This window comes from Pseudonocardia broussonetiae (genome assembly GCF_013155125.1).
In the GTDB taxonomy this organism is placed as follows: domain Bacteria; phylum Actinomycetota; class Actinomycetes; order Mycobacteriales; family Pseudonocardiaceae; genus Pseudonocardia; species Pseudonocardia broussonetiae.
The window spans coordinates 3,446,039-3,468,370 of the sequence record NZ_CP053564.1; the positions used below are offsets into that span (position 1 = coordinate 3,446,039).

At 74.8% G+C, this 22,332-nt stretch carries 21 protein-coding genes; 13 read left to right on the forward strand and 8 right to left on the reverse strand.

Going from position 1 to position 22,332, the window contains the following annotated elements:
• Positions 1–31 precede the first annotated feature (31 nt).
• Complete coding sequence (locus HOP40_RS17025; RefSeq protein ID WP_172168492.1) at positions 32–1,252, forward strand: winged helix-turn-helix domain-containing protein; 1,221 nt, start codon at positions 32–34, stop codon at positions 1,250–1,252.
• 69 nt (positions 1,253–1,321) lie between these two features.
• Here HOP40_RS17025 and HOP40_RS17030 read toward each other — a convergent pair whose 3' ends face one another.
• On the reverse strand, positions 1,322–2,272 hold the full coding sequence (locus HOP40_RS17030) for a DUF4097 family beta strand repeat-containing protein (RefSeq protein WP_172159753.1): 951 nt from the start codon (positions 2,270–2,272) through the stop codon (positions 1,322–1,324).
• A complete protein-coding gene (locus HOP40_RS17035) occupies positions 2,269–2,766 on the reverse strand; it encodes a toxin-antitoxin system HicB family antitoxin (RefSeq protein WP_172159755.1) in 498 nt (165 codons plus the stop codon). Before HOP40_RS17035 ends, HOP40_RS17030 begins: the two co-directional genes overlap by 4 nt.
• An 88-nt stretch (positions 2,767–2,854) precedes the next feature.
• Between HOP40_RS17035 and thyX the strand changes: the two genes are divergently transcribed.
• From thyX to HOP40_RS17060, 5 genes are all read left to right on the forward strand, one after another.
• On the forward strand, positions 2,855–3,607 hold the full coding sequence (thyX, locus tag HOP40_RS17040; RefSeq protein ID WP_172159757.1) for an FAD-dependent thymidylate synthase: 753 nt from the start codon (positions 2,855–2,857) through the stop codon (positions 3,605–3,607).
• A 28-nt stretch (positions 3,608–3,635) separates the two neighbouring features.
• Positions 3,636–4,613, forward strand: a complete 978-nt coding sequence (locus HOP40_RS17045) for an endonuclease/exonuclease/phosphatase family protein (protein ID WP_172159759.1) — start codon at positions 3,636–3,638, stop codon at positions 4,611–4,613.
• A 10-nt stretch (positions 4,614–4,623) separates the two neighbouring features.
• Entirely contained in the window at positions 4,624–5,250 is a 627-nt protein-coding gene (locus tag HOP40_RS17050) for a TIGR03085 family metal-binding protein (protein WP_172159761.1), read from the forward strand.
• Positions 5,251–5,299: 49 nt separating this feature from the next.
• On the forward strand, positions 5,300–6,298 hold the full coding sequence (dapA, locus tag HOP40_RS17055; protein ID WP_172159763.1) for a 4-hydroxy-tetrahydrodipicolinate synthase: 999 nt from the start codon (positions 5,300–5,302) through the stop codon (positions 6,296–6,298).
• A gap of 144 nt (positions 6,299–6,442) precedes the next feature.
• Positions 6,443–8,116: a ribonuclease J gene (locus HOP40_RS17060; protein ID WP_240157799.1), complete on the forward strand. Its 1,674-nt coding sequence runs from the start codon at positions 6,443–6,445 to the stop codon at positions 8,114–8,116.
• A gap of 40 nt (positions 8,117–8,156) precedes the next feature.
• On the opposite strand, the gene HOP40_RS17065 is transcribed toward HOP40_RS17060, so the two are convergent.
• The 3 genes from HOP40_RS17065 to lat all read right to left on the reverse strand — a co-directional run bounded on the left by HOP40_RS17065 (position 8,157) and on the right by lat (position 10,222).
• Positions 8,157–8,519, reverse strand: coding sequence for a HepT-like ribonuclease domain-containing protein (locus HOP40_RS17065; RefSeq protein WP_172159767.1), 363 nt, complete (start codon positions 8,517–8,519; stop codon positions 8,157–8,159).
• Positions 8,509–8,811 (reverse strand): nucleotidyltransferase family protein, encoded by a 303-nt coding sequence (locus tag HOP40_RS17070; protein WP_172159769.1) that lies wholly within the window; start codon positions 8,809–8,811, stop codon positions 8,509–8,511. Before HOP40_RS17070 ends, HOP40_RS17065 begins: the two co-directional genes overlap by 11 nt.
• A gap of 106 nt (positions 8,812–8,917) precedes the next feature.
• Positions 8,918–10,222 carry an L-lysine 6-transaminase gene (lat, locus tag HOP40_RS17075; protein WP_172159771.1) on the reverse strand — a complete coding sequence of 435 codons (1,305 nt, stop codon included), beginning with the start codon at positions 10,220–10,222 and terminating at the stop codon, positions 8,918–8,920.
• Between the two features lie 81 nt (positions 10,223–10,303).
• Here lat and HOP40_RS17080 point away from each other — a divergent pair, with 81 nt between their 5' ends.
• From HOP40_RS17080 to HOP40_RS17100, 5 genes are all read left to right on the forward strand, one after another.
• Entirely contained in the window at positions 10,304–10,744 is a 441-nt protein-coding gene (locus tag HOP40_RS17080; RefSeq protein WP_172159773.1) for an Lrp/AsnC family transcriptional regulator, read from the forward strand.
• A 418-nt stretch (positions 10,745–11,162) separates the two neighbouring features.
• Complete coding sequence (locus HOP40_RS17085) at positions 11,163–12,998, forward strand: hypothetical protein (RefSeq protein WP_172159775.1); 1,836 nt, start codon at positions 11,163–11,165, stop codon at positions 12,996–12,998.
• The gene (locus HOP40_RS17090) at positions 12,982–14,817 is read left to right on the forward strand and encodes a hypothetical protein (RefSeq protein ID WP_172159777.1); all 1,836 of its coding nucleotides are present in this window, start codon (positions 12,982–12,984) and stop codon (positions 14,815–14,817) included. The genes HOP40_RS17085 and HOP40_RS17090 overlap by 17 nt, the downstream gene beginning before the upstream one ends.
• A 60-nt stretch (positions 14,818–14,877) precedes the next feature.
• On the forward strand, positions 14,878–17,406 hold the full coding sequence (locus tag HOP40_RS17095) for a DNA translocase FtsK (protein ID WP_172159779.1): 2,529 nt from the start codon (positions 14,878–14,880) through the stop codon (positions 17,404–17,406).
• Between the two features lie 179 nt (positions 17,407–17,585).
• Positions 17,586–18,398 carry a YceI family protein gene (locus HOP40_RS17100; RefSeq protein ID WP_172159781.1) on the forward strand — a complete coding sequence of 271 codons (813 nt, stop codon included), beginning with the start codon at positions 17,586–17,588 and terminating at the stop codon, positions 18,396–18,398.
• Positions 18,399–18,401: 3 nt separating this feature from the next.
• On the opposite strand, the gene HOP40_RS17105 is transcribed toward HOP40_RS17100, so the two are convergent.
• From HOP40_RS17105 to HOP40_RS17115, 3 genes are all read right to left on the reverse strand, one after another.
• Positions 18,402–18,800, reverse strand: a complete 399-nt coding sequence (locus HOP40_RS17105) for a VOC family protein (RefSeq protein ID WP_172159783.1) — start codon at positions 18,798–18,800, stop codon at positions 18,402–18,404.
• A gap of 71 nt (positions 18,801–18,871) precedes the next feature.
• Positions 18,872–19,678, reverse strand: a complete 807-nt coding sequence (locus HOP40_RS17110; RefSeq protein WP_172159785.1) for a helix-turn-helix domain-containing protein — start codon at positions 19,676–19,678, stop codon at positions 18,872–18,874.
• Between the two features lie 22 nt (positions 19,679–19,700).
• Positions 19,701–20,201, reverse strand: a complete 501-nt coding sequence (locus HOP40_RS17115) for an amino-acid N-acetyltransferase (RefSeq protein ID WP_172159787.1) — start codon at positions 20,199–20,201, stop codon at positions 19,701–19,703.
• Between the two features lie 42 nt (positions 20,202–20,243).
• On the opposite strand from HOP40_RS17115, the gene rimO reads away from it, so the two are divergent.
• Both rimO and pgsA read left to right on the forward strand, forming a co-directional pair.
• Positions 20,244–21,707 (forward strand): 30S ribosomal protein S12 methylthiotransferase RimO, encoded by a 1,464-nt coding sequence (gene rimO / locus HOP40_RS17120; protein WP_240157724.1) that lies wholly within the window; start codon positions 20,244–20,246, stop codon positions 21,705–21,707.
• Complete coding sequence (gene pgsA / locus HOP40_RS17125) at positions 21,704–22,297, forward strand: CDP-diacylglycerol--glycerol-3-phosphate 3-phosphatidyltransferase (protein WP_172159789.1); 594 nt, start codon at positions 21,704–21,706, stop codon at positions 22,295–22,297. Before rimO ends, pgsA begins: the two co-directional genes overlap by 4 nt.
• The last annotated feature ends 35 nt before the right edge of the window (positions 22,298–22,332 follow it).

Consider the following 22,332-nt stretch of genomic DNA (forward strand, 5'->3'; position numbering starts at 1 on the left):
GGGGTCGGTGGCACGATCACCGGTCGTGAGCATCGAGACGATCGGAGCCCCGGCCGCCCGCCGGGCGGCACTGGCCGCCCAGGGCTTCACCGACCCGGCCCCGGGCGGCCCGGTCACGCGCCGGCACCTGCAGCGGGTGCTCGACCGCGTGCGGCTGCTCCAGCTCGACTCCGTCAACGTGGCCGTGCGGGCGCACTACATGCCGGTGTTCAGCCGGCTCGGCCCGTACGCCCGGCCGCTGCTCGACGAGGCGGCGTGGTCGCACTCGGCGCGGCGGCCGCGGATGCTCGTGGAGTACTGGGCGCACGAGGCGAGCCTGCTGCCGGTGGCCGACTGGCCGCTGCTGCAGTCCGGGGCCAAGCGCAGCGGCTGGTGGCGGCACTACGGGGCGCTGGTGGAGGCCAACCCCGGCCTGGTCGACGACGTGCTGGCCGCCGTGCGCGAGCTCGGGCCGGTCGGGGCGGGGGAGCTGGAGGCCGTGCTGGGCGGCAGCTCGCGCCGCCGCCCGCCGGGGGCCACGTGGTGGGAGCGCTCCGACGTCAAGCGGATCTGCGAGTACCTGTTCGGCACCGGCGCGCTCACCACCGGCACGCGCCGCCACTTCCAGCGGCTCTACGACCTGCCCGAGCGCGTCCTGCCGCCGGAGGTGCTGGCCGCCGGGCCCGCCGACCCGGAGCAGTCGGCGCGCACGCTGGTGCTGCGCTCGGCGTCGGCGCTGGGGGTGGCCACCGAGCCCGAGCTGCGCGACTACTACCGCCTCGGGCCCACCACGTCGCAGCGGGCGGTGGCCCAGCTCGTCGACGCGGGCGCGCTGGCCCCGGTGGCGGTGCGCGGCTGGAACCGCCCGGCCTACCGGCTGCCCGGCGCGAAGGTCCCGCGCAAGGTCACCGGACGGGCGCTGCTCTGCCCGTTCGACCCCCTGATCTGGGAGCGCGAGCGCACCGAGCGGATCTTCGGCTTCCGCTACCGCATCGAGATCTACGTGCCGGAGGCGAAGCGGGAGTTCGGCTACTACGTCTTCCCGTTCCTGCTCGACGGCGAGCTGGTGGCGCGCGTCGACCTCAAGGCCGACCGCGCCGCGGGCGTCCTGCGGGTGCCCGGCGCGTTCGCGGAGCCCGGGGTCGACGAGCCGCGGGTGGTGGCCGAGCTGGCCGGGGCGCTGCGGGAGATGGCGCAGTGGCTGGAGCTCGACGGCGTGGTGGTGGGGGAGCGGGGCGGGCTGGCGGGGGGGCTGGCGGCGGCCCTGCGGTGAGCGAACGGCACTCCCGCCCAACCCGGTCGGGTGAGAGTGCCGTTCGCGCGGGAGGTCAGACCGGAGCTGTCAGACCGGGACCGCTGCCCGCGTCACCAGCACGTCACCGCTGCCGGTGCGGCCGCGGACGGTGAGCGAGCCGGCGTCGGCGGGGGGCACGGCCCCGACCTCGAGCTCGCTGCGGGCCCGCCCGGAGCCCGACGTCAGGTCGAGCTTCGCCGCGACCCCGCCGTGCACGCCGACGCGCAGGTCGCCCGAGCCGGTGGTGAGGTCGAGGCTCCCGGCGCGGGCGTCGCGCACGGAGACCCCGCCGGAGCCGGTGCGCACGCCCAGGTCGGCGGCCACCTCCAGCACCTCGACGTCGCCGCTGCTGGCTCGGACCTCGGTGGAGCCGCGCACGGCGGCGATCCGGACGCCGCCCGAACCGGTGCGGACGCGCCCGCGCCCGGCCACCGCGCCGACCTCGACGTCGCCGGAGCCGGTGGTGACGTCGGCGTCGCCGTCGACGGGGCCCAGCTCGACCCGGCCCGAGCCGGTGCGGACCGCGGCCCACCCGGCGGTGCCGCCGACCGTGACGTCACCGGAGCCGGTGCGGGCCGCCAGCCGCGAGCCCTCCGGGGCCGTGACCGTGACCGCCAGCGGCACGACCCGCAGCGGCAGCTCCTGCGAGGAGCGCACCACGAGCCGCCTGCCGCTCTCGGACCAGGTGATCTCCGCGGCCCGGACGGCGTCGACGATGAGCTGGTCGGGGTCGATCCCGAACCCGGCGCCGCCGGTGCCGAGCCAGCTCATCAGCCCGCCGATGCCCTGGGCGACGGCGCCGCCCGCGTGCGGGTCGTGGCGGACCTCGACGCGCACCTCGTCGCCGGTGACGAGGTCGACGCGGATCCGGCCGACGTCGATCGTCAGCTCCAGCTCCGCGGGCCGGTCGCACGGCCAGGACTGCTGGCGGACCGTGGGCTCGGACGGGCCGTCGTCCGGGAAGTGGTCCTTCGTGAAGTCGATCACGTCGTCGTTCATCCCTGCACCCATCCCTGGATCCGGTTGCCGTCGCGGCCGCCCTTGCGGGAGCCCCGGTCCTGCCCGTGCAGCGCGCCCTGCACGGCCTGCGCCACCCAGGAGTTGAGCGACACCCCCTGCGTGGCGGCGGCCTGCTCGGCCTGGCTCTTGATCTGCTCGACGAGCCGCAGCGTGATGCGGCTGATGTCGCCGGCGTCGGCGCCGCCGAAGCCGCGGAAGGACGGCTGCGGCTCGGGCTCCGGGGCCGGGGTGGTGTCGGGCGAGACGACGACGCGGACGTCGCGCCCGTCGAGCCGGACGTCGACGGTGCGGTCGCCGAGCGCCGCGGTGACCTCCGCGGCCAGGTCGGCGAGGGCGTTCATCATCGCGAGCCGCGCCGCGGGCTCGACGGCGGCGCCGAGCAGGGCGGCGGTGCGCTGCGTCTGCTCGTCACCGGCCGCGGCGGCCGACGCGAGGTCCTCGCGCAGCCGGGTGACGTACTGGCTGATGTCCATGACACCACCATGACGTCACTCATGACGCCAGTCAAGGAATCCGGTGATGTCATCCGGGGCCGTCGGTGGCCCCGGTTACGCTGCCGCCATGCCCGAGACCGTGCCGCTCACCGTCCAGCTCGTGGCCAAGACGGAGTTCACGGCCCCTCCGGACGTGCCCTGGAGCACCGACGCCGACGGCGGCCAGGCGCTGGCCGAGTTCGCCGGCCGCGCCTGCTACCAGTCGTGGGGCAAGCCCAACCCGGCCACGGCCACCAACGAGGGCTACCTGCGCCACATCCTCGAGGTCGGCCACCTGTCGGTCCTGGAGCACGGGTCGGTGAGCTTCTACCTCACCGGCGTCTCGCGCAGCCTCACCCACGAGCTGATCCGCCACCGCCACTTCTCCTACAGCCAGCTCTCGCAGCGCTACGTGCCCGAGCGCGACGCGTCGATGGTCGAGCCCGAGGTGATCGCGGCCGACCCGGAGCTGCACGAGCTGTTCGCGCGGGCCACCGCCGCATCGGCGCAGGCCTACGAGGAGCTGCTGGAGGGGCTGGAGAAGCGCTTCGCCGACGTCCCGAACGCCACGCTGCGCCGCAAGCAGGCCCGGCAGGCGGCGCGGGCGATCCTGCCCAACGCCACCGAGACGCGGATCGTCGTCACGGGCAACTACCGCGCCTGGCGCCACTTCATCGCGATGCGCGCCACCGAGCACGCCGACGTCGAGATCCGCGCGCTGGCCATCGAGTGCCTGCGCCAGCTGCACCGCGAGGTGCCCAACGTGTTCCGCGACTTCGAGATCGCCGCTCTCGAGGACGGCACCGAGATCGCGTCCAGCCCGTTCGTGGCCGAGGGCTGAGCGGGGCCGGGGGAACGGGGCCACGGACGTGGTCGGGCACCGGGAGCGCACTCCCGAGGCGGGCCGCGGGCGCTCGGGCGCCGTCGCGCTGACGGTGCTGGTCGCGGCGCTGCCGTGGCTGTGGTTCGCCGTGCGCGACGCGGGCACGGCCGCCGACGTCGTCGCGATCGCGATGCCGCTGCTGGTCGCGGGCATCGTGCTGGTGGCCCTGGTCGCCGCGCTGGTGCCCGGCTCCCGGGTGCGGCGCACGCGCGCCGGGGTGTTCGGGCTGTCCGCGCTGCTGGTCGGCGTCGTCGCCGTCGCCGGGCCGTGGCTGCCCGCCGACACCGGCGCGGTGGCGGGCACCGGCGTCGGCGTCCTGGGCGGCAACGTCGACTTCCAGGACACCCCCACCCCGGCGATGATCGACGTCGGCGCCGACGTGGTGGTCGCCGCCGAGCTCGCGCCCGACACCGCGGAGGACTTCGGCGAGGAGTACCCGCACTCGGTCGTCGGCGGGCCGCAGAACTCGCCCGTCGGGGTGTTCAGCCGCTACCCGGCGCGGCTGCTGGAGGACGCCGGGCCCGACCTGCCCGGGATGCGCGTGCTCGTCGACGGGCCCGACGGGGAGTTCGTGCTCTACGCGCTGCACGTCCCGCGTCCCTGGTTCGGCGCGAGCGAGGAGGGCTACGAGGTCTCGGTGCCCGAGCACTACGCGCTCGCCGCGGCGGTGGCCGACCGGGTCCGGGCCGAGTCGCTGCCGGTGGTGCTGGTCGGCGACCTCAACAGCACCGACCGCGGGCGCGACTACCGCGTGCTCACCGACGTGCTCCCCGACGCCATGCGCGAGACCACCGGCGGGCCCACGTCGGTCGGCAAGTGGCTGCCGCTGCTGGGTCGCATCGACCACGTCCTCGTCGCCCCGGGCTGGTGCGGCGACGGCGCGCGCCGCGAGGAGCTGCCCGGTTCCTCGCACCGCGGGGTGGCCGTCACCGTCGGACCGTGCGCCGCGGCGGGGGATCAGTAGTGTCGGCCGCATGAGTCTGGCCTCCGACGAGCGTGCGGCGATCTGCGACGAGTTCGAGCGGGTCGGTGACGACCGGCCCACGCTGTCCGGCGACTGGAAGACCCGCGACCTGCTCGCCCACCTCCTGGTCCGCGAGCGCAAGCCGTGGGCCGCCCCGGGCATCCTCGTCGCCGCGCTCGCCCCGCTGGCCGACCGCGCCATGGCCTCCTACGCCGACACGCCGTGGGGGCAGATGGTCGACCAGCTGCGCGGCGGCGCCCCGGTCTGGTCGCCCTACCGCATCCCCGCCGTCGACGACCTGGCCAACGGCGCCGAGTTCTTCGTCCACCACGAGGACGTGCGCCGCGGCGCGCCCGGGTGGGAGCCGCGCCCGGCCGACGCCACGCGCGACGCCCAGCTCTGGGCCCTGCTGCTCAAGACGGGCCGCTTCCTGCACCGCGGCAGCCCCACCGGGGTCGTCGTGCGGCGGCCGACGGGGGAGCAGCACGTGCTGCGCACCGGGTCGGGCGTGGTGACGATCGTCGGCGAGCCGGGCGAGCTCGTGCTGCACGCGTTCGGCCGCGACGCCGTCCGCGTCGAGCTGGAGGGCGCGCCGGCCGACGTCGCGGCGCTCGCCGGCAGCTCCCGCGGCATCTGACGGGGCCGCGGGGGCGGGGCCCGTCGGACCGGGGCGGTACCGTCGACCCATGAGCCCCGAATCCGCGCGCACGCCGGGACGCCCGTTCGGTCGGGTGCTCACGGCCATGGTCACGCCCTTCGACGCCGAGGGTCGTCTCGACCTCGACACGGCGCAGGAGCTGGCCACCCGGCTGGTCGACCTCGGCAACGACGGCCTGGTCGTCAACGGCACCACCGGCGAGGGCCCCACCACCACCGACGAGGAGAAGTCGGCGCTGGTCCGGGCCGTCGTCGCGGCGGTGGGCGACCGCGCCACGGTCGTCGCCGGGGCCGGCACGTACGACACCGCGCACAGCATCCACCTGGCCCGCGCCGCCGAGGAGGCGGGCGCCCACGGGCTGCTGCTGGTCACGCCGTACTACTCGCGGCCGCCGCAGAGCGGGCTCGTGCTGCACTTCTCGGCCATCGCCGACGCCACCGGGCTGCCGGTCATGCTCTACGACATCCCGCCGCGCAGCGTCATCCCGATCGACCTGGAGACGCTGCAGCGCCTGGCCCAGCACCCGCGGATCGTCGCGGTGAAGGACGCGCGCAACGACCTGCGCGTCGGCACCGAGATCATCGCCACCACCACGCTCGCCTACTACTCCGGCGACGACCCGGTGAACCTGCCGTGGCTCTCGGTCGGGGCCGTGGGCGTGGTGAGCGTCACCGGGCACGTCGTCGCCGACCGGTTGAAGGCGATGATCGACGCGTTCGACGCCGGCCAGACCGACCGCGCCCGCAACCTCAACGCCTCGATGCTGCCGGTGCTGCGCGCGATGGGTCGCGTCGGCGGTGCGGTGTTCGCCAAGACGGCGATGCGCCTGCGCGGCCTCGACGTGGGCGACCCGCGCCTGCCGCTGCCGCCGGCCACCGACGCCGAGGTGGCCGCGATCGTCGCCGACCTCGACGCCGCCGGCGTCGCGCTCGACCCGGGGGCCCGCTCGGGCCGCCGTTCCCGTGGCCACGGCGCGCTGGGCGCCCGGGCCTCCGTCGACCTCGGGGCCGAGGTCGCCTACCGCTGATGCACGTGCAGTCCACCTGATCCGAGGAGATCCTTGAGCCGTCCCCCTGCACGGTCCGACCGCAACAGGTCCGACCGTCGGTCCCGCCCGCCCCGGCGCGACCAGAACCGACCCCCGGCCGTCGTCGAAGCCACCCAGCCCGGCCTGCCCACGCAACCCCCGGGCCCGCTGCCCGAGGGCGCGCTGCGCGTGCTCACCCTGGGCGGCATCGGCGAGATCGGCCGCAACATGACCGTCTTCGAGTACGACGGCCGCCTGCTCGTCGTCGACTCCGGGGTGCTGTTCCCCGACGCCGACGCCCCCGGCGTCGACCTGATCCTGCCCGACTTCCGCCCCATCCTCGACCGCCTCGGCGACATCGACGCGCTCGTGCTCACCCACGGCCACGAGGACCACATCGGCGCGGTGCCGTTCCTGCTGCGCCAGCGCCCCGACCTGCTGATCGTCGGGTCGCCGTTCACGCTCGCGCTGGTGGCGGCCAAGTGCAAGGAGCACCGCCTCACCCCGCACATGCTGGTCGTCAACGAGGGCGACCGCCTGCGCCACGGCACGTTCGAGTGCGAGTACTTCGCCGTCGCGCACTCGATCCCGCAGTGCCTCGCGGTCGCGATCCGCACGCCGGCCGGCGTCGTCCTGCACACCGGCGACATCAAGCTCGACCAGCTCCCGCTCGACGGGCGCCTCACCGACCTGCCCGGCTTCTCGCGCCTGGGCGACGAGGGCGTCGACCTGTTCCTGTGCGACTCCACCAACGCCGACGTGCCCGGGGTGTCGCCCTCGGAGGCCTCGCTCGGCCCGGCCATCGCGCAGGCGATCGGCCAGGCGTCGGGGCGTGCGTTCGTGGCGTGCTTCGCCTCCAACGTGCACCGCGTGCAGCAGATCATCGACGGCGCGGTGCTCCACGGCCGTCGCGTGTGCCTGATCGGGCGCTCGATGCTGCGCAACATGGAGATCGCCACCGACCTCGAGCTGCTGTCGGTGCCCGAGGGCGTCATGGTCGCGCTCGACGACGTCGAGGAGGTGCCCGAGGACAAGCTGCTCGTCGTGTGCACCGGGTCGCAGGGCGAGCCGATGGCGGCGCTGTCGCGGATCGCGCGCGGCGAGCACCGCACGTTCCAGATGCGCTCGACCGACACCGTCATCCTGTCCAGCTCGCTCATCCCGGGCAACGAGCACGCCGTGTTCGGCGTGGTCAACCGGCTGCGCCGCGCGGGCATCCAGGTGATCGACAACCGCAACGCCAACGTGCACGTCTCCGGGCACGCGTTCGCGGGGGAGCTGCTGTTCCTCTACAACGCGGTGCGCCCGAGCAACGTCATGCCGGTGCACGGCGAGTGGCGCCACCTGCGCGCCAACGCCGCGCTGGCCGAGAAGACCGGTGTCGCGCACGACGCCGTCGTCGTCACCGAGAACGGGATCACCGTCGACCTCGTCGACGGCCGCGCCGTGATCTCCGGGCGCGTCGAGGTGGGCCGGGCCTACGTCGACGGCGTCGCCACCGGCGACATCGAGCAGCCCACGCTGGCCGACCGCATCGTGCTGGGCGAGGGCGGCTTCATCTCCATCACCGTGGCCATCGACGCCACCACCGGCCGGGCCGTCGCCCCGCCGACGCTGTCCGGGCGCGGGTTCTCCGAGGACCCGAAGGCGCTGGAGGCCGTGCTGCCGATCGTCGAGCAGGAGCTGGCCCGCACCGGCAGCGACGGGATCGTCGACACCCACCGCGTGGCCCAGCAGGTGCGCCGGGTCGTCGGGAAGTGGGTGGGGGAGACCTACCGCCGCCGCCCGATGATCGTGCCCACGGTCATCGCCGTCTGACCCCGTGAGTGGATACGGGTGCTCCGGCACCCGTATCCACTCACGGGTCAGGCTGTTCCGCGTCCGCAGTGAGTACGGCGAGCACCTCGACCAGCCCGACGACGAAGCCGTCGAGCTGATCGGTGGCGGTGGTGTGCAGGAGCGCGACGTCGACCGACCAGTACCCGTGCACGACGCGGTTGCGCAGACGCACCGGGTTGCGCCACGGCAGCGCGGGGAAGCGGGCCTTCGTCTCGTCGGAGACCAGGGTGGCGGCCTCGCCGAGGACGGTGGAGTTCCCGAGCAGCGCGTCGCGCCGCAGCCGGTCATCAGCGACCTCCGTGACAGTGCGGCCCGCGACGATGCTGCGCGCCTGCTCGGCGGCGTCGATCATCTCGCGCAGCAGGAGCAGATCACGCTGCACAGATCGGCCTGGCGTCGTGCAGGACCGTGCTGCGGAGCATCGGGTGGAGCGCGGATCGGGCCACCAGATCGACCGGCCGGCCGAAGAGCGCGGCCAGCGCGTCGGTGAGGTCCTCGATCTCCCAGCCGAGACGGGCACCGGGAACGAGTTCGTAGAGCAGGTCGAGGTCGCTGTCGGGCCCCGACTCGCCGCGGGCGGCGGAGCCGAACACCTCGAGGGCCGCGATCCCGTAGCGCCGGCAGACCGCGTCGAGGCGGTCGGCGTCCACCTCGGCCCACACCTCGTCCTGCATGGCTGCTCCCGTCGCCGTCCGGTCTCGCCGTGATGATCCCACGGGCCGGGCGGACGTCAGGTCGTGAGTGGATACCGGTGCTCCAGCACCGGTATCCACTCACGGGTCAGGCTGCCGCCGCCGCCCCGCCCGTCGCCGCCACCGCCCGGGCCAGGGCCGCCACCGCGAGGTCCAGCTCCTCGGCGGTGATCGTCAGCGCCGGGCGGAAGCGCACCGAACGGTCCCCACTGCCCAGCATCAGCACGTGCTCCTCGCGCCGCAGGTGGGCCAGGACGGCGTCGCGGGCGGCGGGGGTGGGGAGGTCGGCCGCGCAGAACAGGCCCCGGCCCCGCACCGACGCGAGGCCGGGCACGGCGGACAGGGCGTCGCGCAGGTGCGTCCCGAGCGCCGCGGCCCGCGCGAACAGGCCGTCGGACTCCATCACCTCCAGGTAGCGCCGCGCCCGGACCATGTCGGTGAGATTGCCGCCCCACGTCGAGTTGATCCGCGACGAGGTCCGGAACACGTTGTCGGGCACCTCGTCGACGCGGCCCCCGGCCATCACGCCGCACACCTGCAGCTTCTTGCCGAACGCGACGACGTCGGGCGCCACCCCGAGCTGCTGGTAGGCCCACGCGGTGCCGGTCATCCCGCCGCCGGTCTGCACCTCGTCGAGGACGAACAGCGCGTCGTGCTCCACGCACAGCGCCTGCACCGCCTGCAGGAACTCCGGGCGCAGGTGGTTGTCGCCGCCCTCGCCCTGGATCGGCTCGGCGACGAAGCACGCGATGTCGTGCGGGTGCGCCGCGAACGCCGCGCGGGCCTGCTCCAGCGCGCGGGCCTCGGCGAGCCGGACGTCGCCGGGGAAGTGGGTGGCCGGCACGTCGATGCGGGGCCAGTCGAAGACCGGGTACAGCGCGGTCTTCACCGGGTCGGTGTTGGTGAGCGAGAGCGAGTAGCCGCCGCGGCCGTGGAACGCGCGGGTCAGGTGCAGCACCCGCGTCCCGAGGTGCGCGGGCCGCCCGTGCGCCGCGTTGTGGCGCCGCTTCCAGTCGAACGCCGTCTTCAGCGCGTTCTCGACGGCCGGCCCGCCGCCCTCGACGAAGAACAGGTGCGGCAGCGCCGGGTCCCCGACGACGCGCGCGAACACCTCGACGAACCGCGCCATCGCGACGGTGTAGACGTCGGAGTTCGACGGCTTGTTCACCGCCACCTCGGTGAGCTCGGCGAGGAACGCCGGGTCGTCGACGAGCGCGGGCGGGTTCATCCCGAGCGGCGCGGAGGCGAAGAAGCTGAACAGGTCGAGGTAGCGGGTGCCGTCGCGGGCGTCCACGATCCAGGAGCCGTGGGAGGCGCGCGTGTCGAGCACGAGGTCGAAGCCGTCGACGAGCAGGTGGCGGCGCAGGGTGTCGTGGACGTCCTCCGGGTTCATGGGAGAAGTGTCCTGAGCCACCGGCCCGCAGGCACGACGCCGACCGTCGGGATGCGGTGACGACCTGCCACGATGTCGGTCGTGCCACCGACGGATCGTCAGCCCGACGACCTGGACCGCCGCCTGCTCGCCCTCCTGCAGGACGACGCCCGCGCGACGATGGCCGACCTCGGCCGCGCGGTCGGCCTGTCCCGCACCGCCGTGCTCGCCCGCGTCCAGCGCCTGGAGCGCGACGGCGTGCTGCGCGGCTACCACGCCGACGTCGCGCTGCCCGACGTCGCGGCGGCGCACCGGGCGCGGGTCGGCGTCGTCGTCCGCACGACCGACGTCGCCGCCTACGCCGCCCGCCTCGCGGAGCTCCCCGGCTGCGCGGAGATCGAGGCGGTGACGGGGGAGTACGACCTCGTCGTGCTCCTGACCGCCCCCACGGCGGTGCAGCTCGACGCGCTGCTCGACCGCGTGCACGGCTGGCGCGAGACCGTCCGCACGACGACCTGGGTGGTGCTGCGGCGGTACCGCTGAACGGGAACAGCGCCACGGACGGGTGATGGAGTCCGGACCTTTCTCGGGCCGCTCCCAGACAACGATCATGTTCGGCCCGGCTCGCACCCACCGGACGGAGCAGCGCGTTGACCGGATGTGCCGATCGTCCTGCTCGAGGTCTTCTGGGTGACCCGTCGCCAGAACTCCTTCGACGAGCTGTGTCCGCGGGTGTCCGACCCCCGCTGACCCGTCGACCGCACATCCCCCTCCGGAGCCCCGTGCCCCCGCTCGAACCGTTCTGGACCGGCCGTCGCGCCGGCCTGTTCGACCAGTGGTGTCGCCCGGTCGCGTGACCCGTCGCCTCGTGAACCCCCCGTGCCCGGCACCGGGGGGAGGCGGCCGTGCGCGCGGCCGTGCCCGCCCCCGATCCGCTCCCCCTGCTCCCCAGGAGAACCGCTTGTCCCCCCTGCACACCCGACGACGGCGCTGGACCGCCGTCGCCGTGGCCGTCCCGCTCGTCGCGGGCGCCACGGCGCTGGCCGGCCAGGCCACCGCCGACTCCCCGATCCACACCGTCACCTCCGAGTTCCACGACAGCGTCGGCACGCTGTTCACCGCGACGAACCACCTCGTCGACCTGCCGGGCGTCGTCCCGGTGGGGGAGCCCGGCCACGAGGGCAAGGAGTACCTCGTCGTCTGGGCCGGTGACGAGAACGTCGCCGACACCAGCGGCCAGGACATCGCCGACACCCCGCTCGCGGTCGGCGCGGTCAAGGAGCTCTCCGAGCTGCCCACCGACCTGCCCGGCCAGGACTTCCTCGCCGTCATCGACGCCGACGCCGACTCGCCGACCTACGGGAAGGTCGTCAACACGGTCACGCTCGGCCCGGTGCCGGAGAACGAGCCGCACCACATGCAGTACATCCACACGGCGGGCGACAGCATCTACGCCGGCGGCCTGTTCTCCGACATCACCTACGTCTTCGACACCGCGAAGCTCCCGCTGCTGGAGCTCTCGGGAGTCAGCAACCCGGTCGACACCCCCTGCGGCTCGGTGCCCGACGCCTACTGGGTGCTCGACGACGGCACCGCCTACGGCACCTACATGGGCGGGCCGGACGTCCCGGGGCCGTGCCGGTACACCAACGGCGAGGTCCGCGTCGGCAACGGCTTCGCCGGCAGCCCCGGCTCGGTCGTGCGGCTGGACCAGCAGGGCCGCACGCTGGCCGAGGTCCCGGCCGCGCTCCCGACCGCGGAGTTCCCGGAGGACTGCCACAACCTCCCGGCACTCCCGGTCCCGACCTGCGCGAACCCGCACGGCATCCAGGTCCGCGAGGACCTGGACACGATGGTCACGAGCGACTACTGCGAGCCGCGCAACATCATCCTCGACCCGGTGAAGGCGCCCGACCACAAGCTGTGCCGGCCGACGATCCGCACCTGGGACATCTCCGACCGGAACAACCCGCAGGTCGTCTCCGTCGCCAAGCTGCCCGACGGTCCGCGCCGCGAGACCAACCCGGCGCACGAGGAGAACCAGGCGATCATGGAGACGACGGTGACGAACCTGCCGGAGCACCGGGGGGCGTTCGCCGAGTCCATGTGCGGCGGCGCGATCTTCTACGCGCCCGACATCACCGTGCCGGAGCCGGCGTGGCGCGAGGTCTTCGACAACACGACCGCGGCGCTGTCGGTGGACCCCGACGTCATCGAGGGCGGCGGCTGCGACGGCGGCGGCTGGGTGCAGACCTCGCTGGACGACAGGTACCTCTACCACGCGGTGATCGGCCGCGGCCCGGGCGCGCAGTTCCCGGAGGACCAGGGCACCACCAAGATGATCTACACGCTGGACATCCGGGCCCTGCTCGCCGCCGGTGACTCGCCCGACTGCAGCATCGACACGATCCTCGAGGTCGCCGAGGGCGGCGAGGAGGCCGACTGCCCGGCGCTGGTCGACGTGCTCGAGGTGACCGACACGACGTCGGGCGGCCCGCACTGGGGCGCGCTGGACAACTACGCCGCCAACGGCGACGGCACCTACAGCGAGACCACGGACGTCACCCGCATCGCGTACTCGAACTACTTCGTGGCGCGCACGGGGATCGACGGCAACCACCGGGTCTGCCTCGCCGACGTGCAGGACGGCGTGATGACCGTCGACGAGGACTTCCGCGACGAGGCCCGCGGCGGCACCTGCGTCGACTTCAACCGCCTGGCCTGGCCGCACGGCGAGACCGGCAACGCCAAGCCGCACTCGATGATCTTCGCGGTGGCCGGTGGCGACGTCCGCTGACGGCGTCACGGACCGGGGGGCGGGCCCGACGCGGCCCGCCCTCCGGGGCGCCGCCCCCCTGCTCGGCCTGCTCGTCACGGGGGCGGCCTCGCCGCTCCCGGACGGGCACGGCCACCTGTCCGGCGGCGAGGCCGCCTCCTTCCTCACCGCGCCGTTGGCCGCGGCGCTCGGGATCACCGGGCTCCTCGCCGCGGCGCTCGTCGCCGGGACCGCGCTGCTCCGCGGCGCGGACGCCCCCACCCGCCGGACCGCGATCGCCGCCGAGGCGGGCGCGGGGTACGCCGTCGCCGTGCTGGCCCTGGGCTGGCTCGGCGGCGGGGCGGGCGCGCTCGCGTCCGTGCCCCGCACCCTCGCGGTCGTCGCGGCGGCGGTGCTCGTGGCCCGCGCCCGGCGCGTCCCGACCGTGGCCGCGGGCGTCCTGCTCGCCGGGCTGCTCGCCGTCGAGACCCTCCTGACCTTCGGCCCCGCCGCGGCCGGCCTCGTCGTGTCCGTCGTCGCCGGGCTGGGCGTGCTGGCCGCTGTGGCCTGCGCCGACGACCCCGTCGCCGAGCTGCGCCGCCGCACCCCGCTCGCCGCGGTGGCGCTCGTCGGTGCGGCGGCCGCGGCCGCCGCCGGCGCCGTCGTCGACGGCCTGCGCCCCGACGCCGTCTCGGCGACGTCCGGGGCGGGCGTCGTGCTCGTCACGGGACTCCTGCTGCTCGCCGTCACGGCGGCGGGCTGGGTGCGCGGCCGCGACCCGGCGCACCGCCGGGCAGCGGCAGGCGCCGCCGCGGCGGGTTCGGTCGCGCTCGTCTCCCTCACCGCGCTGCTCGCGCTGCCCGCCCCGGTCGCCCTGCCCGACGAGGGCCGCCCGCTGCTGCGGACGGTCGCGCTCGGCGGCCTCACCGTGCCCGTCGCCGTCGTCCCGCAGCGGCCCGGCCCGAACCTGGTCTTCGTCGGTGACCCGCCCGGCACCGCACCCACCGGTCCCGCTCCCGTCACGGACGTCACCGCCGGGGGAGTCCCGGCGGCGGCCCGCGACGGCGCCCCCGGGCACTGGGCGGTCGTCGACCTCCCGGCGGGTGCGGGCGAGCTCGTCGTCACCTCCGGCGCGCACCGCGCGGTCCTGCGGCTGCGCACCGGCGCGGACCCGGCCCCCGCGGACCTCGTCGCCGGGCTGACCGGCCCGGACGGCCCGGAGTGCCTCAGCGCCGTGGTCGGCGCGCTGGTGCGCGAGGGCGCCGAGGTCCCGGCGGCCTGCCCGGCGGGCGCGCTCACCGACACCGACGCGGCGACGCTGCGGTCCACGGTGCGCTTCCTCGCCGACCGGGACGCCCCCTCGCTGCACGTCGTCGACGACGGCTCGCCCCGCTCGACGGCGGCCGCCGCCGTGGCGCGCGACGCCGCGGCCGCCCACGGGCTGCCGCTCTCGGACGGCGTCGCGACGTCGGGGGCCGTGCTCGTCGTCGCCGGCTGGGAGACCGGGGGCCGGCGGCTGGTCGACGAGGCGCTGGGCCTGTCGACGGTCTTCGGCACCTACGCCGCGCCGTGGCTGGCCACCGGACCGGTGCTGGGGCGCCAGACCGGGGCGGTCACCGCGCTCACGGTCGACCCGCGCGCCGAACCCGCACAGCGCTACGTCGCCGACCTGCGCGCGTCCGGGGTCACCGGGCTCGCCTCGCCCGCGGGCCTCGCGGCCTGGGGCGCGACCGCCGACGGGGGGCCGCGGATCTTCACGGCCGTGCAGGTCTCGGTCATGCCGGGGGACCACGCGCACGCCACCGACACGTGGCTGCCGGGGGGCACGTTCACGGCGGTGACGCCCCCGCTCCCGGTGTGACCTCCGGGCGGGGGTGCGTCGGTCACCGGATCATGGTCTGCCGCCCGATACCGTGGATCCATGGCAGGACGGACGACGACCAGCAGCACGGCGCGCGCGTCGTCCCCCCGCAAGCGCCCGTCGTCGACGCGCCGGGCCCCCGCGCGGCGGCCCCCGGCCCGCAAGGCGCCCCCGCGCCGCGACCTGCTCGACAAGGCCATCGACGCCACCGGCCGCGGCATGGCCCGCCTCGGGCGCGCCACCGGCAAGGCCGTCGGGCGCACCCGCGAGATCGACCCGGCCCACCGCCGCGACGGCCTCGGCGTCGCCCTGCTCGTGCTCGCCGTCGTCACCGCGGCGGGCGTGTGGTGGGGCGCGGGCGGGCCGGTGGGGCAGTGGCTCTCCGGCGCCGTCGGCTCGGTCATCGGGCGCGGCGCGTACCTGCTGCCGCTGATCCTGCTCGTCGTCGGCATCGTGCTGGTGGCCACCGAGCCGCAGCCCGACTCGCGCCCGCGCGTCGCCGTCGGGACGCTGCTGCTCGCCCTCGGCGGGCTCGGGCTCGTGCACCTGGTGTCCGGCTCGCCCGTCGAGCCCGCGCTGTGGGCCACCGGAGGAGGGGCCGTCGGCTACCTCGCGGCCACGCCGCTCGCCACCGGGCTCACGGCCTGGGTCGCCGCGCCCGTGCTCGTCCTGCTCACCGGGTACGCGTTCCTCGTGCTCACCGCCACGCCGGTCCGCGCGGTGCCCGACCGCGTCCGGCGCCTGCTCGGCCGGGCCGTCGAGCCGGCCGAGGGCGAGACCGGGTCCGAGGGCGGCGAGGCCGAGGAGATCGTCCCCGACCCCGTCATCGAGGCGGAGACGGCGCTGCGCCGCCCGGCGCGCCGCCGGCAGGCCAGGGTCGCCGACGTCGTCCGCGACGAGCTGGGCGAGCCGCCCGTCGTCATCGACCAGGAGGACGTCCCGCTCCCCGACGAGCCGCCGATGGAGGAGCCCCCGCCGCCGGTGCGCCGCCGCCCGCCGGCCGCGATCGTCGCCACGCCGCCCGTCGTCGACGAGCCGGACGGCCCCGTCGGCGAGCAGCTGCGCCTCACCGTGCCCGACCGCGAGGGCGAGCCGCCCTACGTCCTGCCGCCCGCCGACCTGCTGCCCACCGGGCCCGTCCCGAAGACCCGCAGCAGCGCGAACGACGCCATGATCGAGCGGATCACCGGCGTGCTGGAGCAGTTCTCCATCGACGCGCAGGTCACCGGCTTCACGCGCGGCCCGACCGTCACCCGCTACGAGATCGAGCTGGGCCCGGCCGTCAAGGTCGAGAAGATCACCCAGCTGACGAAGAACATCTCCTACGCCGTCGCCACCGACAACGTGCGCATCCTGGCGCCGATCCCGGGCAAGTCGGCCGTCGGCATCGAGGTGCCCAACACCGACCGCGAGATGGTCCGCCTGGGCGACGTCCTGCGCAGCGGCACCGCGCGCGCCGAGCAGCACCCGCTCGTCGTCGGGCTGGGCAAGGACATCGAGGGCCACTTCCTCACCGCGAACCTCGCGAAGATGCCCCACCTGCTGGTCGCGGGCTCCACCGGCTCGGGCAAGTCGAGCTTCGTCAACTCCATGCTCGTGTCGCTGCTGAGCCGGGCCACGCCCGACGAGGTCCGGATGATCCTCATCGACCCCAAGATGGTCGAGCTGACGCCCTACGAGGGCATCCCGCACCTCATCACGCCCATCATCACCCAGCCCAAGAAGGCGGCGTCCGCGCTGGCCTGGCTGGTGGAGGAGATGGAGCAGCGCTACCAGGACATGCAGGTCAACAAGGTCCGCCACGTCGACGAGTTCAACCGCAAGGTGCGCAACGGCGAGATCACCGCGCCGCTGGGCTCCGAGCGCGTCTACCGGCCCTACCCCTACATCCTGTGCATCGTCGACGAGCTCGCCGACCTCATGATGACCGCCCCCCGCGACGTCGAGGACGCCGTCGTGCGGATCACGCAGAAGGCCCGCGCCGCCGGCATCCACCTGGTGCTCGCGACGCAGCGGCCCTCCGTCGACGTCGTCACCGGCCTGATCAAGACCAACGTGCCCTCGCGCCTGGCGTTCGCCACCTCGTCGCTCACCGACAGCCGCGTCATCCTCGACCAGCCCGGCGCCGAGAAGCTCATCGGCATGGGCGACGCGCTGTACCTGCCGATGGGCATGAGCAAGCCCGTCCGCATGCAGGGCGCGTTCGTCGACGACGACGAGATCTCCGCCGTCGTCGCGTTCACCAAGGACCAGGCCGAGCCCACCTACACCGAGGGTGTCACCGCGCAGAAGGCCGGCGAGGCCAAGGAGGTCGACCCGGAGATCGGCGACGACCTGGAGCTGCTCGTCCAGGCCACCGAGCTGATCGTCACCTCGCAGTTCGGCTCGACGTCGATGCTGCAGCGCAAGCTGCGCGTCGGGTTCGCGAAGGCGGGCCGCCTGATGGACCTGCTGGAGACGCGCGGGGTCGTCGGGCCGTCGGAGGGGTCGAAGGCGCGCGACGTCCTCATCAAGCCCGACGAGCTCGACGGTGTGATCTGGCTCATGCGCGGCGGCGGCGGAAGCGAGCCGGAGGAGCCGGACGAATGACGGCCGTCCGTCGCGCGGCGACGGACCGTCACCGCGCTCGTCCGTTGCGGGCAGGCGGTGCCGCGGGGACCCGTGACACGATGAGGGTGTCTACGAGTCGGAGGGTCGGCATGTTCTGGAGCAAGCGCGGTCGGGGTAACGGCCGGTCGCAGGGGAGCGGTGGCGCCCGGCAGGCCGTCATGCCCATCCCGTTGACCGGCGGACTGCTCTCCGGTGAGGTCCGTGACGTCGACGGGAAGCCGCTGGCGGGCGCGGAGATCTCCGTGTTCGACCGGTCCAGCAAGCGCGTCGCGCACTCCGACACCGACGCCTACGGCTTCTTCGCCCACGCCGTGCAGCCCGGTGACTACCGCATCCGCGCCGAGGCGGGCGGCTACCAGAGCCTGCACGAGCGGGCGGCCGTCGAGTGGGGCGCGCACCACGCCGTCGGACAGCTCACGCTCGTCCCCGACGAGACGCTGACGACCCCGGTCCCCGGCGTCTACGAGATCGACCCCGACCACTCCGCCGTCCGCTTCGTGGCCCGCCACATCGCGATGTCGCGGGTGTACGGCCAGTTCCAGGAGTTCTCCGGGCAGGTCCGCATCGCCGAGGAGTTCGAGGACTCGCACGTCGAGGTGCTGATCGACGCGGCCAGCGTGTTCACCAACGTCGAGAAGCGCGACGAGCACCTGCGCTCGGCCGACTTCCTCGACGTCGCGCGCTTCCCCAAGCTGCACTTCACCAGCCACCGCTTCGCCCGCGCGGGCGGCAACCGCTGGCTGATCGACGGCGAGCTGACGCTGCACGGCATGACCAGCGACGTGCAGCTCGACACGACCTACCTGGGCATGCAGGAGTGGAACGGCCTGCGCGCGGGCTGCCTCGCCACCACGCAGCTGCACCGCGAGCACTTCACCGTCAACTGGCAGCAGATGCTGGCCCGCGGGGTGCCGGTCGTCGGCTCGACGATCGAGATCACCCTCGACGTGCAGGGCGTGCTGCAGCAGTAGGCCTCACTCGTACCAGGTGCCGAAGCTCCACACGTTGCCCTCGGGGTCGCGGACGACGAACTGGCGGCTGCCGTAGTCGGTGTTCTCGATGGGGCGCAGCACCACCGCCCCGGCGGCCACGGCGCGGTCGTAGAGGTCGTCCGGCGCGGTCACCACGACGTGCACCGAGGCCCCTCCGGGCGGCTGCCCGCACGGGTCGTCGGGCCGGTGCTGGCCGAACATCACCCCGCCCGCGGGGGCGCCGTCCGGGCCGTCCCAGACGAGCTCGGCGTGCTCCACCACGCCCTCGTCGGTGTGCACCGCGCGCTCGGTGAAGCCGAAGGCGTCGACGAGGAACCGCAGCTGGGCGTGGGGGTCGCGGCAGACGAAGGTGGGCCAGACGGTCGGGACGGTGGTCGTCATGGCGTCGATGCTGCCCGGGTGGGGCGGCGGTGTCGTGGAGGAAACGGACCCCGGCCCCGGTCGCGCGCGCGTCAGTCGTGGGCCGTCAGCAGCTCGCCGCGCCACTGCGTGGCGGTGAGGCCGGCGAGGTCGCGGAAGTCGCGCGAGAGGTGGGCCTGGTCGACGTAGCCGCAGTCGGCGGCCACGGCGGACAGCGGGGCGTCGGTGAAGCGCAGGCGGTCGCACGCCCGCTCGAACCGGATCACGCGGGCGGCCGCCTTCGGGGCGAGGCCGGTCTCGCGGCGGAGCTGGTCGGCGAGGTGGCGCCGGCTCCACCCGACCTCGTCGGCGAGGTCGGCGATGCGCAGCGTGCCGCCGGTGGCCACCAGGCGGTCCCAGGCGTAGGACACCTCGGGGCGGACGCCGGCGTCGGCGTCATCGGCGGCGTCGGCGGCCAGCCCGGCCAGCGCCGCGTCGAGCCGGGCGAAGCGCTCGGGCCAGGTGCCGGGCTCGGCGAGGCGGTCGAGCAGCGGACCGGTGCGGGCGCCGAGCAGCGCGGCGAGGTCGACGGTGTCGCCCGCGAGCTCGCCGGCGGGCACCCCGAGCAGCGCGCGCGTGCCGCGCCAGCTCAGCCGCAGCTGCATGCCCGTCTGGGCCGGGCCGGTCGCGATGGTGGCCGGGCCGTCGTGCAGGCCCGCGACCATCGCGGTGAACCTGCCGGGCGGCCGCGCCGGATCGGGGTTGGCGAGGATCTCGACCTGCCCGTCGAGGCAGAGCAGGAACGTCAGGTGGGCCGAGGGGACGCCCTGGTGGACCCCGGGCGGGCCCGCGTTCATCCGGTAGCCCGTGTAGGCGCCCACCCATCGCCGCAGCGCAGGTGCCGGGCGCGCCCAGAACATGGGGCCGAGGCTACCGCCGCGATCAGGTCAGGCGCAGCAGCATCCGCACGTTGCCCAGCGTGTTGGGCTTGACGTGTGCGAGGTCGAGGAACTCGGCCACACCGGCGTCGTAGGAGCGCAGCATCGCGGCGAAGACGTCGGGCTCGACCGGGGTGCCGTCGATCTCGGCGAACCCGTGCCGGGAGAAGAACTGCTTCTCGAACGTCAGCACGAACAGCCGCTGCAGCCCGAGCTCGCGCGCCCCCGCGATCAGGCCGCGGACCAGCGCGTGCCCGACGCCGCGCCCGAGGACCCGGGGGTGCACGGCCACCGTGCGGATCTCGCCCAGGTCCTCCCACAGCACGTGCAGCGCGCCGCAGCCGACCACCTGCCCGTCGACCTCCGCGACGAGGAACTCCGGCACCGCCTCGTAGAGGGTGACGATCTCCTTGGCGAGCAGGACGCGCCCCGCGTACTCGTCGACGAGGTCCTTGATGGTGGTCACGTCGGACGTGCGCGCCCGCCGGACGACAACGGCCGTCATGGCCCGTCACCCTAGCGGCGGGCCGCGCCGTACTCTGGCCCCGTGTCAACCCCACGTCGCGCCGCCCTGCTCACCCTGGGCTGTGCCCGCAACGAGGTCGACTCGGAGGAGATCGCCGGCCGGCTGACCGACAGCGGGTGGGAGCTCGTCGACGCCGACGACGGCGCCGACGTGATCCTGGTCAACACGTGCGGCTTCGTCGAGCAGGCCAAGAAGGACTCCATCGACACGCTGCTCGCCGCGTCGGACTCCGCGCAGGAGAGCGGCGCGAAGGTCGTCGCCGTCGGGTGCCTGGCCGAGCGCTACGGCAAGGAGCTCGCCGACCAGCTCCCCGAGGCCGACGCCGTGCTCGGCTTCGACGCCTACCCCGACCTCGCCGAGCGCCTGGGCGACGTCCTCGGCGGCCACGCGCCCGCCGCGCACGTCCCCGTCGACCGCCGCACGCTGCTGCCGATCTCCCCGGTCGAGCGGCCCGCCGCGTCCGCCGACGTCGCCGTCCCCGGGCACGCCTGGGTTCCCAACCTCGCCCGCACCCGCCTCACCGAGGGCCCGGTCGCCAACCTCAAGCTCGCCTCGGGCTGCGACCGCCGCTGCACCTTCTGCGCCATCCCGTCCTTCCGCGGCTCGTTCGTCTCGCGCCCGGCCGACGACGTCGTCGCCGAGGCGGCGTGGCTGGGCATGGAGGGCGTGCGCGAGCTGTACCTCGTCAGCGAGAACTCCACGTCCTACGGCAAGGACCTGCCCGGCGGCACGCGCGCGCTGGTCCGGCTGCTGCCGCGGCTCACGCAGGTGCCCGGCATCGACCGCGTCCGCGTCAGCTACCTGCAGCCCGCCGAGATGCGCCCCGACCTCATCGAGGTGATCGCCTCGACGCCCGGCGTCGCGCCGTACTTCGACCTGTCGTTCCAGCACGCCGCGCCCACGCTGCTGCGCCGGATGCGCCGCTTCGGCTCGCGCGCCGACTTCCTCGACCTGTGCGCACGCATCCGCGCCCTCGCCCCCGAGGCGGGGATCCGCAGCAACTTCATCGTCGGGTTCCCGGGGGAGACCGACGAGGAGTTCGCCGAGCTGGAGGCGTTCCTGTCCGAGGCCCGGCTCGACGCGGTGGGCCTGTTCGGCTACTCCGACGAGGACGGCACCGAGGCCCTCTCGCTGCCCGACAAGGTGCCGGCCGAGGTGATCACCGAGCGCCTGGCGCGGCTGTCGTCGCTGGTCGAGGAGCTGATGAGCCAGCGGGCCGAGGAGCGGATCGGCACCGAGGTCGAGGTGCTCGTCGAGGTCGCCGAGGACGAGGACTTCGAGTGCACCGGGCGGGCCGCGCACCAGGCGCCCGACGTCGACGGGGAGTGCGTGTTCGAGCGCGGCTCCGGGCTGGCGGTCGGCGACCTGGTGAAGGCGGTCGTCGTCGGCACCGAGGGGGCCGACCTGGTCGTCTCCGCACGGGAGCAGGTCCCGCGCAGCACCCTGGCGCGCGCCACGGCGGGCGTGTCGGGGAGCGGGGGGTGACCTCGCGGCCGACGGGTCCGCCGCCGGTGCTCAACATCGCCAACGTGCTCACCGGCATCCGGCTGCTGCTCGTTCCGGTGTTCCTCGCCGCGCTGCTCACCGACGACGGCCGGAGCACCACCTGGCGGCTCACCGCGTTCGGCGTGTTCGCGCTCGCGTCGTTCACCGACAGCCTCGACGGCGACATCGCCCGCCGCCGCGGCCTCGTCACCGCGTTCGGCACGATCGCCGACCCGATCGCCGACAAGGCGCTCACCGGGTCCGCGCTGATCGGGCTGTCGGTGCTGGGCATCGTCCCGTGGTGGGTCACCGTCGTGATCATGGGCCGGGAGCTGGGCGTCACGCTGCTGCGGCTGCTCGTGCTGCGCCACGGCGTCATCCCGGCCAGCCGCGGCGGCAAGGCCAAGACGGCCCTGCAGACGCTCGCGATCGGGCTCTACCTGCTGCCGCTGACGGAGCTGCTCGGGCCGTCCACGACCATCGACGTCGTGCGGTGGGCGGTGCTCGCGGCAGCCGTCGTGCTCACCGTCGTCACCGGTCTGGACTACGTGCTGCGGGCCGCGCGGCTGCGGGCGGCGTCCGCGTCCTGAGCCGGACGGGTGCCGTGTTCGCCGTGGGCGGACGC

Excerpts from the sequence above, each read along its gene's own strand:
- HOP40_RS17030 (WP_172159753.1), bottom strand. The coding sequence starts at position 2,272 with ATGAACGACGACGTGATCGACTTCACGAAGGACCACTTCCCGGACGAC.
- HOP40_RS17035 (WP_172159755.1), bottom strand. The coding sequence starts at position 2,766 with ATGGACATCAGCCAGTACGTCACCCGGCTGCGCGAGGACCTCGCGTCG.
- thyX (WP_172159757.1), top strand. The coding sequence starts at position 2,855 with ATGCCCGAGACCGTGCCGCTCACCGTCCAGCTCGTGGCCAAGACGGAG.
- HOP40_RS17050 (WP_172159761.1), top strand. The coding sequence starts at position 4,624 with ATGAGTCTGGCCTCCGACGAGCGTGCGGCGATCTGCGACGAGTTCGAG.
- dapA (WP_172159763.1), top strand. The coding sequence starts at position 5,300 with ATGAGCCCCGAATCCGCGCGCACGCCGGGACGCCCGTTCGGTCGGGTG.
- HOP40_RS17070 (WP_172159769.1), bottom strand. The coding sequence starts at position 8,811 with ATGCAGGACGAGGTGTGGGCCGAGGTGGACGCCGACCGCCTCGACGCG.
- lat (WP_172159771.1), bottom strand. The coding sequence starts at position 10,222 with ATGAACCCGGAGGACGTCCACGACACCCTGCGCCGCCACCTGCTCGTC.
- HOP40_RS17095 (WP_172159779.1), top strand. The coding sequence starts at position 14,878 with ATGGCAGGACGGACGACGACCAGCAGCACGGCGCGCGCGTCGTCCCCC.
- HOP40_RS17100 (WP_172159781.1), top strand. The coding sequence starts at position 17,586 with ATGCCCATCCCGTTGACCGGCGGACTGCTCTCCGGTGAGGTCCGTGAC.
- HOP40_RS17105 (WP_172159783.1), bottom strand. The coding sequence starts at position 18,800 with ATGACGACCACCGTCCCGACCGTCTGGCCCACCTTCGTCTGCCGCGAC.
- HOP40_RS17110 (WP_172159785.1), bottom strand. The coding sequence starts at position 19,678 with ATGTTCTGGGCGCGCCCGGCACCTGCGCTGCGGCGATGGGTGGGCGCC.
- HOP40_RS17115 (WP_172159787.1), bottom strand. The coding sequence starts at position 20,201 with ATGACGGCCGTTGTCGTCCGGCGGGCGCGCACGTCCGACGTGACCACC.